The sequence below is a fragment of the Flavobacterium anhuiense genome, assembly GCF_004151235.1.
Taxonomy (GTDB): domain Bacteria; phylum Bacteroidota; class Bacteroidia; order Flavobacteriales; family Flavobacteriaceae; genus Flavobacterium; species Flavobacterium anhuiense_A.
Window position 1 is genome coordinate 513900 of record NZ_JUIV01000002.1, and the last position, 15735, is coordinate 529634.

A 15735-nucleotide genomic window follows, 5' to 3' on the forward strand; every position below is an offset into this window, starting at 1 on the left:
ATAAAATACTCAAACAATGAGCTTTAATCTTAAATCTGTCGATACTGTTGAGTCTATTTCTAGAGAAGATTTCAAAAGAAATTATTTAGACAAAAGAAAACCTTTAATTATAAAGGGACTCACTAAGGATTGGCCGGCAAGAGAAAAATGGTCAACCGAGTATTTCAAGCAGATTGCTGGAGATATTGAGGTTAAACTTGTAGATAATTCTAAAGCAGATCCAGCAAAAGTGATCAACGCTTCTATAGCAAGTATGAAATTTGGAGAATACTTGGATTTAATCAAACGTGAGCCTACACAATTGCGTATTTTTTTCTTCAATCTTTTTAAACACAGACCCGAATTAATTGACGATGTAAAAGTTCCCAAAGAATTAATGGGAGGTTTTATTGAAAGCATGCCTGCTATGTTTTTTGGAGGTTCAAAAGCGATTACTTTTTTGCATTACGATATCGATTTGCCACATCTTTTTCACACTCATTTTGGTGGTAGAAAACATATAATATTATTTGATAATAAATGGAAAAAAAGGCTTTATTGCATTCCAAATACTACTTATGCTTTAGAAGACTATGATGTTGCTAATCCCGATTTTGAAAAATTCCCAGCTCTAAAAGGAGTAGAGGGATATGAAGTTTTCTTGGAGCACGGAGATACTTTATTCATGCCAACAGGAATGTGGCATTGGATGCGTTATATAGATGGTTCTTTTTCGCTTACGCTTCGCGCTTGGGATCAATCGATTACTAGAAAAATTGCCAGTGTTTGGAGTTTATTTATGCATGGTGCAGTAGACAGCGGGATAAAAGTGATTTTTAGGGAGCGTTATGCTGTATGGCGCGAAAAACTAGCTTTTAAAATTGCTGAAAAGGAATTAAAGAAGGATTTGAGAAAGGCGAGTTGAGAATAGAATTTTTCATAGTCTTCCTGCAAGGTTTTCAAAACCTTGTAGGTCTAACTTAAGATTTTAATTTAGAAAAATATTCTGCATCAAATTAATACCTACAAGGTTTTTAAAACCTTGTAGGAAAAGCTTAATTGTGCTTATGTGGTTTTAAAACAAAAAAAAATCCCAAGAAGCAATTTCTTGGGATTTTATCGTTTTGGAAGTTTTATTCTAGTTTTGTCCCACTTAATTGAATCAGGATAATAGTAATCGCTATTAGTTTTGTATTTCAAAACAGTATCTTCTTCTTGAGTTGTTCTTCTTATGTGGTACGTTTGTATAAGGTTACTTTTTAAAAAATCCAGAAAGTAAGGATTTTTAATTGTATCGCTTTGTGAGCCTATTATTAAAATTTGTCTCTTTTTCTCTTTTGTTAAAATATTTTCTGAAAGAAAATCTTTTAGACATTTTTTTGGAATTTTGACAATGTCTTTTGGCTGTAAATCAAGAAAATGTGGAAGTGTATCTTTTTCACTACCATAACTACATAAAATTTGAATGTATCTTTTTTGATAAAAATATAAATTTCCTTTTTTGTCAATTATTAACTGGCTTTCTCCATAGAAAAATCCTTTTGTTGATGGAGGAGGTGCTGCTGATGAATCGTAGTGTTTTTGTAGCATTTTATCTTCATAAGATATAATGTAAGGCTTATTTTTCTCAACAACCTTTTCTTCTTTCTTAGCGCAATTTAAAAAGAGAAAACAAATTAGAAAGCCAATAAAAATTCTAACCATAAAGAATAAGATTTAAAATAAAGATATAAAAAAATCCCAAGAGCAATTTCTTGGGATTTTCTATTTTAAGTAGTTTTAAAACTATCTAATATCATTGTTTTGAATCAAATCGATATATAAGTTGATCTTATCTTTCAATTCTTTTCTTGGCGTGATAAAGTCTAAGAAACCGTGCTCTAATAAGAACTCAGCAGTTTGGAAACCTTCTGGTAAATCTTTTCCTGTAGTGTCACGTACAACACGTGGACCAGCAAAACCAATCAAAGCGCCTGGCTCAGAGATGTTGATGTCTCCTAACATTGCGTATGATGCTGTTGTTCCTCCAGTTGTTGGATCAGTACAAAGAGAGATGTAAGGTAATTTAGCTTCAGCTAATTGAGCTAATTTTACAGAAGTTTTTGCTAATTGCATTAAAGAATAAGCAGCTTCCATCATACGAGCTCCACCAGATTTAGAAATCATTACAAAAGGAAGTTTGTTTTTAATGGCGTGATCAATACCTCTCGCGATTTTCTCACCCACAACAGCTCCCATAGATCCACCGATGAATGCAAAATCCATACAGCAGATTACAAGTTCTCTTCCTTTAGATTTTCCAACTCCCGTACGTACAGCGTCTTTAAGATGAGTTTTTTCCATTACATCTTTCAATCTGTCTGCATATTTTTTTGTGTCCACAAAGTGCAAAGGATCTTTAGAAGTCATGTTTTTATCTAACTCAACAAATTCGTTGTTGTCGAATAAAATTTCAAAATAGGTTGCGCTTCCAATTCGAACGTGAAAATCATCTTCAGGGCTAACGAACAAATTTCTCGCCAATTCGTCAGCATCAATAATTTTTCCAGTAGGAGATTTGTACCACAATCCTTTCGGAACGTCCATCTTATCTTCAGTAGCGGTCGTAATCCCTTTTTCTTGTCTTTTAAACCAAGCCATTTTTTTAATTTTAGAATGTAGATTTTAAATTTTAGATTTTTCAATCTGAATTCAAAATTTAAATTTCAGGCTTCATTAGAAATCTGAAATCTAAATTCAAAAATCTAAAATTTAAAGTGTGTTTACGTTATTTAAATCAGCAAAAGCTTGTTCAAGTCTCGCGTTGAATGTCACTTCGCTTTCACGAACCCATTTTCTTGGATCGTAGTATTTTTTGTTTGGAGCATCTGGACCTTCTGGGTTACCAATTTGAGTTTTTAAGTACTCAATATTGTTTACCATATAATCACGGATTCCTTCAGTGTATGCAAATTGTAAATCTGTATCAATGTTCATTTTGATAACTCCGTATCCGATAGCTTCTCTAATTTCTTCAAGTGTAGAACCTGAACCTCCGTGGAAAACGAAATCAACTGGGTTGTGTCCAGTGTTGAATTTGCTTTGTACGAAATCTTGAGAATTTTTTAAGATTTTTGGAGTTAATTTTACGTTTCCTGGTTTGTAAACACCGTGAACGTTTCCGAAAGCAGCAGCAATTGTAAATTTAGGGCTCACTTTAGATAATTCTTCGTAAGCGTAAGCTACTTCTTCTGGTTGAGTGTATAATTTTGAGCTATCTACGTCTGAGTTGTCAACGCCATCTTCTTCACCACCTGTAATACCAAGCTCGATTTCTAATGTCATTCCCATTTTGCTCATTCTAGCTAAATATTCTTTGCAGATTTCGATGTTCTCTTCGATTGGCTCTTCAGACAAATCGATCATGTGAGAACTGAATAATGGTTTTCCTGTTTCTGCGAAATGTTTTTCAGAAGCGTCTAATAAACCATCAATCCAAGGTAAAAGTTTTTTTGCACAGTGGTCAGTGTGTAAGATTACAGTTGCACCGTAAGCTTCTGCCAAAGTATGAATATGTTTTGCTCCCGCGATTCCTCCTGCGATTGCTGCTTTTTCACCTGCATTTGATAATCCTTTTCCAGCGTTGAATTGTGCTCCACCGTTAGAAAATTGAATGATAACTGGCGCGTTTAGTTTTGCTGCAGTTTCAAGAACTCCGTTAATTGTGCTTGATCCAGTAACGTTTACTGCCGGAAGAGCAAAACCCTTCTCTTTCGCATAATTAAAGATCTCTTGTACTTGATCTCCTGTAGCTACTCCTGGTTTAATGTTGTGTGCCATTTTAATTTTTTTTATAGTTGTTTTTAGTTTTTAGGTTGCAAAAATAAGAATTAATTAGCATTAGAACGGATAATTTATACCAAAATTTAAAACTGAGTGTCCAAAATTGTATTCTTTAAACCATCGGTCTCCCTTCTCATGCGCCGGATTATAAGTCTTAAAGCCTAAATCTAAACGAATCACAAAAAAGCTCAAATCGTATCTTAAACCGAATCCTGTTCCTAAAGCAATTTCTTCTAAATCGTTTAAGTTGTCAAACCTTGCTTTCGGATCTATCACATTATCGAGTACATTCCAGATATTTCCGGCGTCTGCAAAGAATGCACCTTTTACATCTCCGAAAATTTTGAAACGAAATTCGGCACTCGCTGCAATTTTCATATTCGCCTCATTAAAGTCGTTTACTGCGTTGGTGCTTCCAGGTCCTAAAGCATATGGCTGCCATGCACGGTTATCATTGGAACCTCCGCCATAATAACTTCGTGAAAACGGAATGTAGTTTGAATTTCCGAACGGAATTGCGATTCCAAAGAAGCTTCTCACTGCTAGAACTTTCTCTTTTCCAAAATCCCAGTGTTTGATATAGTCAAATTCAGTTTTTATATATTCTGAATATTCCAGATTAAAAATCTCGTAGTTTCCTCTAGAGTTCTTAGGTAAATTTCCAATTGCTGAAACAGCAGATAATAAGGTTCCAGCAGATTCTATTTTCGTTCTAAATTGATAGAAATTATTGTCCGCGAGATCTTTTTTGGTTGTTTTGGTGAAAGAAAAACTGGTTGCCAGAATAAAATCATTTTCAGTCAAACGAACTCTTCTTTCCTCAATGCTTTCAACTTCCTGATATTGTGAATTGCCTGGATTCAAAGCTGTTTTTCCAGTCAATACGTCATTTGTAAATCCTGTGGTTCCTTGGGGTATAGTAAGATCTTTTCGAGCTTGTTCCTCAGGTGTATCTCCCCAGTTGTTGACATTGGTATTGTAATCTTTCCCGATATAATTTAAATCATCATAAGAAGAAGTGTATACATTAAAGTAATTGTCTGGATTTAAATTACGGACAAACTGTGCATTCAACAATTCGAATTTTGCTGTATTATGACGTTTTGGTGTCCAGTTGTACGAGATACCTCCTGTAAAGTTTTCTTTGTCCAAACCAATATTTCGCTGCTTAGAAAAACCAGAAGTAATAGAGGTGTAGGGAATCATGCTTTTGGGAATAATTTTTTCAGTTCCAAAAGGGAGCAGGATTCTTGGGAAATTTAATTTCATATCCAGACCATATTCAGAAACATTAAAGAAATTATTATTTGGATTCGCCATATCTCTAGATGATCCCACATTTAAACGAGCCGAAATTTCAAGGGTTTCAGCGCGGTTAAATACATTTCGAATCGTTTCCGAAACACTGGCTCCAATTCCAAAATCCTGAATGTTAGAATGCGTTAAGTCAAGAGTGGCTCCAAAACTGTATTTTTTTCTCGGAGTCAAATAAACATTGGCAATCAGAGATTGAGCTGTAGAATCTCTCTTGTCTACTTCGTATTGTATTGACGGATAGTTAAAAATCCTTAAGTTATTCAAATATCGAGAAGAAAGAGTCGTTCTAAAATCGGCAAAAGTACTTCCTTTTGTGATGAAAATAGCATCAGTAATAGCACGCGGTTTGTATTTTAAAGTCTTGTAGCTATATAAATTAAAGTTGTTGTAGGTTACACTGTCTGTTGGTTTTTTCTTGGCATTTGCAGCAGAATAATCGGTGTAAATGTTTACATCGCTGATTTTATACAATTTAAAAGGCTCTGTACGGCTAGAATCTCTTCCTTGAATGGTATTATTGTTTATTATTAAAGTTACATCAGCTTTAGCTTTTTTGCCAATGGTATCAATGTCAAAAGTTACATAGGTTGGCTGAAAATAGTAAGCACCATGATTTCTAAAATAAGTTGTAATGCGGTTTTTTTCTTCTTCAAAATCAGTGGTTTTATATTGATTTCCAGATTTTAATAAAGAAGGTTCATTATTAGTTCTATATAATGAGTCTAGCGCAGGAGTCATTATTTTGGTTCTAATTGTATCTAACTTATAAGCCGGTCCTGTAGTGATGTTATAATTAATTGCGGCCCTCTTTTTTCCAACCGTATCAATAGTATAATCGGTTTGAACATTAAAAAAACCATTATTGAAATAATAGTATTTTAAACGAAGCAATGATTTTTTAGTTTTGGAAGTATCAATGATTACTGGCGGTTCACCAGTGCTTTTTAGAAATTCATGAATTCCTTTATAATAAAAAGATTGTCCAAGACGGTCCACTTGTTTTGCAGAAAATATCTTAGACATACGCTCATATTTTCCAGGATTGTTTTTAAATTTTGCCTGATAAGTAGAATCTGGATTTAAATTGGCTAAATTGTATAAATTTAATCGAAGTTTATAGCCTAATAATTTACCATTTGGTTTTTGGTACATCTGATTTGAAGCTATCTCATCGTTTGTCGATTTTCCGTTAACTAGAATATTATTTTTTACAAGAAGGTTTTTTCCATCGGGAACTCTTTTTACGGCATTACAAGCGCAAATTAATATTGCAATTAGAATAAATGCTATTATTTTTGTGGAATTATTTTTCAAGTGTTTTTTAATATTTAATTCAAAAGTACATTATTTTATGGTTAGTAAAAACCAAATAAAACTAATATCAGGCTTGCATCAAAAAAAGCAGCGTTTTGCTAATCAATTATTTTTTGCTGAAGGAGTAAAAGTAATTCAAGAATTGCTGCAATCCAATTTTGAATTAGAACATTTATACACCACTTTAAATGATTTTCAAACGGTTCATGCGTCAAAACGCACTCTTATTAATGAACAAGAACTGAAAAAAATAAGTGCTTTGTCAACTCCAAATTCTTGTTTGGCGGTCTTTAAAATTCCAGCCGAAAAAGAAATAATCGATTCGGGCTTGATTTTAGCTTTAGACGACATTAGAGACCCAGGAAATCTAGGCACTATTTTACGTCTATGCGATTGGTTTGGCATTAAGCAGATTGTCTGTTCTAAAGAAACAGTGGATATTTATAATCCAAAAGTGGTACAAGCTACAATGGGATCTATTGCCAGAGTGAATGTAAGTTATGTTGATTTAAAACTTTTTCTTGCTCAAACTAAACTGCCAATTTTTGGAACTTTTATGGACGGGGAGAATATTTATCAATCAAAACTGCCTCAGAATGGCATCATTATTATGGGTAATGAAGCCAACGGAATTTCAGATGAGATTGAAAAAATCGTAACCAGCCGTCTCACAATTCCTAGATTTGGAGAGCTACAAAAAACGGAAAGTCTAAATGTAGCTACTGCAACAGCAATTATTCTTAGTGAATTTAAACGAAATAGTTGATGTTTTGTTTTAATGGAAAGTAAAATTTATTAAAAGCGCTCTAGATTTCATCGAATCAATGTTTCCTGTCCATGGACTGTCTGGATTATTATCTCTAATAAGTTCATCGGTTATGCCGAACATTCCTCTAACAGATGGAGAAAAAATAAAGTATTCGGTAAAAATATCAATTCCTAATCCTAATTCATAAGCTGCTGTCCATTGTTTTACTCTAAATTTCTGCTCAAAGTTATCGTCTTTAGATTTAGCATTGCTAGACAAGTTTAAAGTTGTAGACATACCGCCAACTAAATATGGGCGTATGTTTCCCGTACGCAAAGCAGAAAATTTCAATAATAAAGGAAAGTGAATGTAAGTACTGTTTACTTCTCTTAAATAATCGCTTTCTTTGTTGCTTATCCCAGGAAAATAAAGATCACGTTTAGTATAATACAAACCTGGCTCAAAACGCAAGTTAATATATTCTTGAAGCCTTAAATCGGTCACAACACCTACGTTAAAACCAGTTGTTTTTTTAACTTGGATATCTTCCGGTACAGGAGTTTTGTAATCAAATTTAAAGTCAAAACTATTAAAACCAAGATAGTAGCCAAAATAAATACGTTGTTTCTGCCAGTTTTCAAGATTAATAATAGGATCTTTGCTAAACATGTTTTTAGCAAATTGCGAATGTCCTTTTGTCGTTAAGACCAATAAAAATAAGATTACAACTTTTTTCATACTATTTTTTAGATGCAGAATAAATTGTTGCGACACCAAAAGTTTGAGGCATTGCCACAACATCTATAAACCCAGTTTTTCTTAAAATATTGTTTAAGGCTTCTCCATAAGGAAAAGCGGCAGCCGATTCAGACAAATAACCATAAGCATCATTATCTTTAGAAAATAATTTTCCAATTAATGGAAGTATATTTTTGCTATAGAAATTGTAGCCTTGTTTATAAGGAAACTTGTCTGGAACAGAAGTCTCTAATATAACAAAAACACCATTTGGTTTTAAGACTCTTAAGATTTCTGCAAAACCTTTTTCTAGATTTTCAAAATTTCTTACGCCAAAACCAACTGTGATCGCATCAAAATAATTGTCCTCAAAAGGCATGTTTTCAGAATCGCCTAAAACTAGTTCAATTACATTTGAAAGTTTCTTTTCTTCCACTTTCTTTTTTCCTACTTCTAGCATTCCGGCAGAAATATCTAGTCCAATAATTTTTTCAGCATTAGTTTGCGCAAGCAAAATGGCCAAGTCACCAGTTCCAGTTGCAATATCAAGAATAACTTTTGGTTTTTTGTCTGATACTATTTTTAATACTTTTTTACGCCATTTAACGTCAATTCCAAAAGAAATTACACGATTCAAATTATCGTAATTCCCAGAAATAGTATCGAACATTTGGGTTACTTGCTCTTTTTTACCTAAAGAAGAGTCTTTATACGGAGTTATTTTTTCAGACATTTTTTTTATTTAGGCAAATATAAACAATCTAGTTTAACTGTAATTGAGTTTTTTAATTTGAAAAATAAATGTTTGGAAGGATTTGTTTTAGAACAAATTTTGCCATCCCTAAATCTAGGTATTTTGATAAAATCCCTAAATCTTGGTATTGTCTAGTAGCGCTATTATGAGCAACTTTGTTCAAGTAAAAATGATTAAAGTTTTAATGATTGATAATGTCGCTATGACTTAAACAGATGATTACTTTTTTTGTGCTGGTAGTTCATTTGTTCATGAAAGAGTTTTGAAAAGTATTGTTCTTGGGGGGAAATACTAATATTAAGCGCAAAGTACGTTCTTAGGATTAAATTTGTTTTTGGAAATTTTAATTTTCTGCCTTTAATATCTTAGTGGTATTTGTTATTAGAGGCGTTTGAGACTTAGGTCTCAAATAACATTAAATGTTATTCAGTTTTACAGATGTTTCTCGACATTTGTGATTTTTTTTAAACAAAATTCTTCTTGAGCGAGTTAAGCTTCAAAAATCAATTATTTAAAAACATCCTCCCTAAAAAGAGGATGTTTTTTATTTATTTTCTAATGTAAGTTTCATAAGTATAATCATAAAGGTGTTTTTCATCTTTATAATTTTCTTCAGATTCTACCAAAACCCATTCGCTTTTATTGATTTTAGGAAAAAAAGCATCTGCATCAAAAGAATGATGAACTTTGGTTAGTTCGATAATATCAGTAAACGGAAGAGCGAGATTGTAAATTTCGCCACCGCCTATAACATAACTATCATCGTTTTCAGGGCAAATGGCAATTGCTTTTTCGATACTATCTACTACAATGCACCCTTCTGGCTTATAATTTTCTTGACGAGAAATTACAATATGAACGCGGTCTGGTAATGGTTTCGGAAAACTTTCAAAAGTTTTTCTTCCCATAATAATATGATGACCAGTAGTAAGCGATTTAAATCTTTTAAAATCATTAGGCAAATGCCATACTAATTCGTTGTTTTTTCCAAGCGCATTATTTTCGGCCGCAGCCGCTATCATTATAATCATGGTATGCTTAACTAAATTTTATTTTCATTCTCTTCATTAATAGAAGATTCAAGCTGGCTGATTCTTTTTTGCTGTAAAGCAACTAATCGGTCAATTTGCTCTCTTTCCCATTTTTTATTCATAAAACGGTCGGTTATATACACTTTTATAAAATGAAGAATAAAAAGGAAAAGCCAGATGGTAATACCCCAGATGCACCAATTTTGGGTTGCACCTTGTCCAAATCCAAAAAATCTATTGGCAATAAATAAAAATAAGCTTCCAAGCAGGAAAAGTACAAAATGAAAATATAAGACCTTTTTTTGTCTTAATCGGCGTCTAGCATATTCGTATTGTTCGTGCACTTCTTTTTCCATAAGATAAAAATGAGATCATAAAGTTAAAATTTATTTTCGAAAGACAATATTTTGGGTATAGAATATTTGCTTTTTTGTGACTCAATAATTTGAAAAACAAAATTTTAACTGCTTTAAATTACCAATAAAGCGAAAAAAATATGCTGTTTTTGGCATTATCATAAATCGGTTCTGACGGTAGTTAGTGTTTCGTTGAATTTAATTAATTTTAGGTGTATAAATCTAAAAACGAAATAGTTATGTCTTTGAAAAAACAATTTATCAAAACGAAGCCGGTTGTTAAAGTTACATTTTCAATAGATGCCAAAGATGCTGATTCGGCAGCGGTGGTTGGAGATTTTAATAACTGGAATGCCTCAGAAGGAGCTTTAAGCAAGTTAAAAAACGGAACGTTTAAAGCAACTTACGATTTGGTGAAAGATGCGATTTACGAATTTAAGTATCTGATTGACGGGAATTATGTAAATGATCCAGAAGCCGATTCTTACAAATGGAATGATTACGCTGGCAGTGAAAACAGTGTTTTAGTTGTATAAAAAAATCCGCTATTACAGCGGATTTTTGTTTTTTATACAGCAACACTTCCTTTAATGGCAGGATGCGGATCGTAATCTACAAGTGTGAAATCATTATAATCAAAATCAAAAATGTTTTTGATCTCTGGATTTAAAATCATTTTTGGTAATGGTTTTGGCTCACGCGTTAATTGCAGTTCCAATTGCTCAAAATGATTGTTGTAAATATGTGCGTCACCAAAAGTGTGAATAAATTCGCCTGGTTCTAAATCGCATACTTGGGCAATCATCATAGTTAGCAATGCATAAGAAGCAATGTTAAAAGGAACTCCTAAAAAGATATCGGCACTTCGCTGATACAATTGGCAAGAAAGCTTTCCTTTTGTTTCGCCTTTTTCAGGATCTGGACTTGCTACATAAAATTGAAAAAATGCATGGCAAGGAGGCAATGCCGCTTTATTGTTTGCTACATTTTCTTCAAAAGATTTTTTAGTGTCTGGCAGAACCGAAGGATTCCACGCAGAAACCAGCATTCTTCGGCTATTCGGATTTGTTTTTAATTCGGTAATTAATTCAGAAATCTGATCGATTTCTTCGCTGTTCCAATTGCGCCATTGGTGACCGTAAACTGGTCCTAAATCGCCATTAGAATCTGCCCATTCATCCCAAATTTTCACTCCGTTTTCCTGAAGGTATTTGATATTCGTATCGCCTTTTAAAAACCAAAGCAATTCGTAAATGATGGATTTTAAATGTAATTTTTTGGTCGTAACCATTGGGAAACCTTCACTTAAATCAAAACGCATCTGGTAACCAAAAACGCTTTTAGTTCCTGTTCCGGTACGGTCTCCTTTTTGATTGCCGTTTTCTAAAACGTGTTTTACTAAATCTAAGTATTGCTTCATCTTTGTTTAATCGTTTAATCGTGGATCTGTTTAATTGTAGATTTGTTTAGTCGATTTAACGAATAAACATTTTAACGATTAAACATCAAAATCTATCTTCTAGAGATTTCGTCTCTAATTTTTGCTGCTTTTTCGTAATCTTCTTGAGAAACGGCTTGGTCTAAAAGCTCGTTTAATTCTTGTAAAGAATGTTTTGCGTATACGTCTCCAGATTGGTTGCTTTCTTCTTCGTGTCCGAAAGTTTCAGGATTTGAAAGGACATCATCAATTTCTTGAGCGCCAGAATCTGTTTCGGCAGTATTCGATTTTAAATAAATTCCAGCTTTATCTAAAATGTTTTTATAAGTAAAAATAGGAGCGTTGAAACGAAGTGCCAAAGCGATAGCATCAGAAGTTCGTGCATCGATAATTTCTTCGATTTTATCTCTTTCGCAGATCAAACTTGAATAAAAAACACCGTCGACTAATTTATGAATGATAACTTGTTTTACCACGATATCAAATCTTTCGGCAAAATTCTTGAATAAATCGTGTGTTAACGGGCGTGGCGGTTTTATTTCTTTCTCTAAAGCAATAGCGATTGACTGGGCTTCAAAAGCGCCAATAACAATAGGTAATTTTCTTTCGCCGTCGACTTCATTCAAAATTAAGGCATAAGCGCCATTTTGAGTTTGACTGTATGAAATTCCTTTTATGGATAATTTTACTAGACTCATATATGTTTGTAAAAAAGGCACTTAGCACCTTATTTTAATACTATTTTGGGTTGGAAAATAAAGCTGCAATTTTAATCAAAAAATATGGAACAAAAAAGCTGCCTATAAACAAAGATACAACATCTTGTTTTTAGGCAGCAATATTTTTAAAGAGAATTCTTTGTATTAAGAATGCTGAGCTTTGAAAGCTTTTAATTTCTCTGTTAATTGAGGTACAATTTCAAAAGCATCTCCAACTACACCATAATCAGCAACTTTAAAGAAAGGAGCTTCTGGATCATTATTGATTACTACTTTTACTTTAGAAGAGTTGATACCAGCAATGTGCTGAATAGCTCCAGAAATACCAATAGCGATATATAAGTTTGTTGCAACTGGTTTTCCTGTTTGTCCAACGTGCTCGCTGTGAGGTCTCCATCCTAAATCTGAAACTGGTTTAGAGCAAGCAGTTGCAGCGCCAAGAACAGCAGCAAGATCTTCTACTAATCCCCAGTTTTCTGGACCTTTCAATCCGCGTCCGCCAGAAACTACGATATCTGCGTCTGCTATAGAAACTTTCCCAGATACTTTTTCTACAGATTCTACTTTTACTCCAAAGTCATTATCTCCAACAGTTGGGTTGAAATCTTCTGCAGCAGCAGCTCCTGCACTTTCAAAAAGTCCGTAAGAGTTTTTAGCTAAACCAAGAACTTTTACATCTGTATCGATTTGTGTAATATTGAAAGCTTTGTTTGAGAAAGCATTTCTTTTTACTTGAAATGGAGAAGTGCTAACTGGCAATCCAACTACATTTGAAGCAAAACCAGCATTTAAAGCCACAGCAACTAGCGGTGAAAGATAAATGCTATCTGTTGTAGAAGAAAGCAATACTACTTTTGTTCCTTCTTTTTCAGCAGCTTGTTTGATAACATCAGCGTAAGCTTTTGCGTTAAAACCAGCTAATTTATCATTGCTTACTTTTAAAACTTTATCAACTCCGTATTTGCCTAACTCGCTTACATCACTGATGTTTACTGTTAAAGCAGTAACGGTTGTCCCTAATGATTCAGCTACTTTCTTAGCATAAGAAGCTAATTCGAAAGCAACTTTTTTAAATTTTCCTTCTGCAGATTCTGCGTATATTAATATTGACATAACAATTTTAGATTTTAGATTTTAGATTTCAGATTTTTGAAAATGAAATCTAAAATGATTATTGATTTTAGATTTTGAAGTGAATCAAATGTTGAGTTTTAGATTTCGTATTGCAATCAGCAATCTAAAATCTAAAGTCTACAATCTTAAATCACTTTAGCCTCGTTGTGTAATAAATTGATTAACTCATCTAAATTATCTGCAGAAACTAATTTTACTGCCGATTTTGGAGCTGGTTTTTCAAATTTCACCGCTTTTGTATTTACAGTTGCATCAACTGGCTCAAGAATAGTAAGCGCTTTAGTTCTAGCAGTCATAATTCCTCTCATGTTCGGGATACGCAAATCTTTTTCTTCAACAAGACCTTTTTGACCTCCGATAATTAAAGGAAGAGTAGTGCTTACAGTTTCTTTACCACCGTCGATTTCACGAGCCGCTTTTACATTGTTGCCGTCAACAGTTAAAGCTGTACAAGAGTTTAGGAAGTTGTATCCTAAGATTCCAGCAATCATTCCAGGGACCATTCCACCGTTATAATCTAAAGATTCTTTACCAGCAATTACAAGATCATAACCGCCATTTTTAATTACTTCTGCCAATTGTTTTGCTACGAAGAAACCATCTGTAGGATTTGCGTTAACACGAATAGCTTCGTTTGCTCCAATAGCCAATGCTTTACGTAAAGTTGGTTCAGTATCAGGACCTCCGACGTTTACAACCGTTACATTTGCACCTTGTTGTTCTTGAAACCATATAGCGCGTGTAAGACCGAATTCGTCGTTAGGGTTAATTACATATTGTACACCATTAGTGTCAAATTCTGAATCACCGTTGGTAAAGTTGATTTTTGAAGTAGTATCAGGCACATGGCTGATGCAAACTAGTATTTTCATAAGTATATATTTTGAATTTATAATATGCTTTTACAAATTTAGAATTTAATTTGGAATAATTATACTATGCATGCATAATATTTTTTAAAACTATTACGATTTCGCAGATTGTTCAGTTTTGGATGATTTTCATCGGAATCTAAAAATAAAATAATATTCATTTTGTCTGATTGTTAGGAATTTTGCAATAGCCGATAGTTGGAAAGCAAATTAATTTTGTCTGAGAAATACTAATTTTTGTTTTTTTACGTTAAGATGAATGAATTTTGGAGAAACAAGAATTAAACAAATAGACAGAAGTTTGTCTAAAAAATATTTTAAGCGATTTTAAGTGTAAATTATACGTTATTATATCGATTTCGTAATTGTCACAATAAAGTTTAAAAAGTTAAAACCTGAGAACAGATAGAAGTTCATGCGATTTTAAATTCAATTTATGCTTTTAAGTTATTTAAAATATTTATTTTTGCTCTTCAGAAAATTCAACATACAATAAAAAATATGAGAACAATACAATTTAGAGAGGCCATTTGTGAAGCAATGAGCGAAGAAATGCGTCGCGATGAATCCATATATTTAATGGGAGAAGAGGTTGCAGAATACAATGGAGCTTACAAGGCTTCTAAAGGAATGCTAGCTGAGTTTGGTGAAAAAAGAGTAATTGATACTCCGATTGCTGAGCTTGGATTTTCAGGAATTGCAGTAGGTTCTGCAATGAACGGAAACCGTCCTATTGTAGAATATATGACATTCAACTTCTGTTTAGTTGGTATTGATCAAATTATTAATAATGCTGCTAAAATGCGTCAAATGACAGGAGGACAATTTAATGTGCCTATCGTTTTCCGCGGGCCAACAGCTTCTGCTGGTCAATTAGGAGCTACTCACTCACAAGCTTTAGAAAACTGGTTTGCTAATACTCCAGGACTAAAAGTTGTTGTTCCTTCAACTCCTTATGATGCAAAAGGACTTTTAAAATCTGCTATTCGTGATAACGATCCAGTTATTTTCATGGAATCTGAGCAGATGTACGGAGACAAAGGTGAAGTGCCAGACGGAGAATACACAATTCCTCTAGGTGTTGCCGATGTTAAACGTGAAGGAACAGATGTAACTATCGTTTCATTCGGAAAGATCATCAAAGAAGCTTTCATCGCTGCTGATGAATTAGCAAAAGAAGGAATTTCTTGTGAGATTATCGATTTAAGAACTGTTCGTCCAATGGACAAAGATGCTATCTTAAAATCGGTTAAAAAAACAAACCGTTTAGTAATCCTTGAAGAAGCTTGGCCAGTTGCCAGCCTTTCTTCTGAGATTTCTTATATCGTTCAAGAGCAAGCTTTTGACTTCCTTGATGCGCCAATTCAACGTATTACAACTGCTGATACTCCTGCACCTTATTCTCCAGTATTGTTAAAAGACTGGTTGCCAAATGCAGGTGATGTAGTAAAAGCAGTTAAAAAAGTATTATACAAATAATACAAATACAAAATACTCATAAAACTTCATCAGG

The 15735-nt window shown here is 33.4% G+C and carries 16 protein-coding genes; 4 read left to right on the forward strand and 12 right to left on the reverse strand.

Annotation, left to right across the window (positions count from 1 at the left end; translation table 11 throughout):
• The first annotated feature begins 16 nt into the window (after window positions 1-16).
• The gene (locus NU08_RS05100; RefSeq protein ID WP_129746147.1) at window positions 17-904 is read left to right on the forward strand and encodes a cupin-like domain-containing protein; all 888 of its coding nucleotides are present in this window, start codon (window positions 17-19) and stop codon (window positions 902-904) included.
• A 191-nt stretch (window positions 905-1095) separates the two neighbouring features.
• Here the strand turns inward: NU08_RS05100 and NU08_RS05105 are convergent, their stop codons facing one another.
• The 4 genes from NU08_RS05105 to NU08_RS05120 all read right to left on the reverse strand — a co-directional run bounded on the left by NU08_RS05105 (window position 1096) and on the right by NU08_RS05120 (window position 6432).
• Entirely contained in the window at window positions 1096-1683 is a 588-nt protein-coding gene (locus NU08_RS05105; RefSeq protein WP_129746148.1) for a hypothetical protein, read from the reverse strand.
• A gap of 81 nt (window positions 1684-1764) precedes the next feature.
• Window positions 1765-2619 carry an acetyl-CoA carboxylase, carboxyltransferase subunit beta gene (gene accD, locus NU08_RS05110; protein WP_111367748.1) on the reverse strand — a complete coding sequence of 285 codons (855 nt, stop codon included), beginning with the start codon at window positions 2617-2619 and terminating at the stop codon, window positions 1765-1767.
• Window positions 2620-2730: 111 nt separating this feature from the next.
• A complete protein-coding gene (gene fbaA / locus NU08_RS05115) occupies window positions 2731-3798 on the reverse strand; it encodes a class II fructose-bisphosphate aldolase (protein WP_008466540.1) in 1068 nt (355 codons plus the stop codon).
• Window positions 3799-3858: 60 nt separating this feature from the next.
• Complete coding sequence (locus NU08_RS05120) at window positions 3859-6432, reverse strand: BamA/TamA family outer membrane protein (RefSeq protein ID WP_129746149.1); 2574 nt, start codon at window positions 6430-6432, stop codon at window positions 3859-3861.
• Between the two features lie 37 nt (window positions 6433-6469).
• On the opposite strand from NU08_RS05120, the gene NU08_RS05125 reads away from it, so the two are divergent.
• Window positions 6470-7198: an RNA methyltransferase gene (locus tag NU08_RS05125; RefSeq protein ID WP_129746150.1), complete on the forward strand. Its 729-nt coding sequence runs from the start codon at window positions 6470-6472 to the stop codon at window positions 7196-7198.
• A 9-nt stretch (window positions 7199-7207) separates the two neighbouring features.
• On the opposite strand, the gene NU08_RS05130 is transcribed toward NU08_RS05125, so the two are convergent.
• From NU08_RS05130 to NU08_RS05145, 4 genes are all read right to left on the reverse strand, one after another.
• Window positions 7208-7918 (reverse strand): porin family protein, encoded by a 711-nt coding sequence (locus NU08_RS05130; protein ID WP_129746151.1) that lies wholly within the window; start codon window positions 7916-7918, stop codon window positions 7208-7210.
• Window position 7919: 1 nt separating this feature from the next.
• Window positions 7920-8651: a bifunctional demethylmenaquinone methyltransferase/2-methoxy-6-polyprenyl-1,4-benzoquinol methylase UbiE gene (gene ubiE, locus NU08_RS05135; protein ID WP_008466549.1), complete on the reverse strand. Its 732-nt coding sequence runs from the start codon at window positions 8649-8651 to the stop codon at window positions 7920-7922.
• A 569-nt stretch (window positions 8652-9220) separates the two neighbouring features.
• Window positions 9221-9703 (reverse strand): dihydrofolate reductase, encoded by a 483-nt coding sequence (locus NU08_RS05140; RefSeq protein ID WP_111379458.1) that lies wholly within the window; start codon window positions 9701-9703, stop codon window positions 9221-9223.
• Between the two features lie 11 nt (window positions 9704-9714).
• Window positions 9715-10059 (reverse strand): 2TM domain-containing protein, encoded by a 345-nt coding sequence (locus tag NU08_RS05145; RefSeq protein ID WP_008466553.1) that lies wholly within the window; start codon window positions 10057-10059, stop codon window positions 9715-9717.
• A 239-nt stretch (window positions 10060-10298) separates the two neighbouring features.
• On the opposite strand from NU08_RS05145, the gene NU08_RS05150 reads away from it, so the two are divergent.
• Window positions 10299-10595 (forward strand): isoamylase early set domain-containing protein, encoded by a 297-nt coding sequence (locus NU08_RS05150; RefSeq protein WP_129746152.1) that lies wholly within the window; start codon window positions 10299-10301, stop codon window positions 10593-10595.
• Window positions 10596-10627: 32 nt separating this feature from the next.
• Here the strand turns inward: NU08_RS05150 and NU08_RS05155 are convergent, their stop codons facing one another.
• The 4 genes from NU08_RS05155 to NU08_RS05170 all read right to left on the reverse strand — a co-directional run bounded on the left by NU08_RS05155 (window position 10628) and on the right by NU08_RS05170 (window position 14222).
• Window positions 10628-11479 carry a thymidylate synthase gene (locus NU08_RS05155; RefSeq protein ID WP_129746153.1) on the reverse strand — a complete coding sequence of 284 codons (852 nt, stop codon included), beginning with the start codon at window positions 11477-11479 and terminating at the stop codon, window positions 10628-10630.
• A gap of 92 nt (window positions 11480-11571) precedes the next feature.
• A complete protein-coding gene (locus NU08_RS05160; protein ID WP_008466556.1) occupies window positions 11572-12195 on the reverse strand; it encodes a bifunctional nuclease family protein in 624 nt (207 codons plus the stop codon).
• 165 nt (window positions 12196-12360) lie between these two features.
• Window positions 12361-13329 carry an electron transfer flavoprotein subunit alpha/FixB family protein gene (locus NU08_RS05165; RefSeq protein WP_008466557.1) on the reverse strand — a complete coding sequence of 323 codons (969 nt, stop codon included), beginning with the start codon at window positions 13327-13329 and terminating at the stop codon, window positions 12361-12363.
• A gap of 146 nt (window positions 13330-13475) precedes the next feature.
• Entirely contained in the window at window positions 13476-14222 is a 747-nt protein-coding gene (locus tag NU08_RS05170; RefSeq protein WP_129746154.1) for an electron transfer flavoprotein subunit beta/FixA family protein, read from the reverse strand.
• Window positions 14223-14723: 501 nt separating this feature from the next.
• Between NU08_RS05170 and NU08_RS05175 the strand changes: the two genes are divergently transcribed.
• Window positions 14724-15701 carry a pyruvate dehydrogenase complex E1 component subunit beta gene (locus tag NU08_RS05175; protein ID WP_008466560.1) on the forward strand — a complete coding sequence of 326 codons (978 nt, stop codon included), beginning with the start codon at window positions 14724-14726 and terminating at the stop codon, window positions 15699-15701.
• Window positions 15702-15735 lie beyond the last annotated feature (34 nt).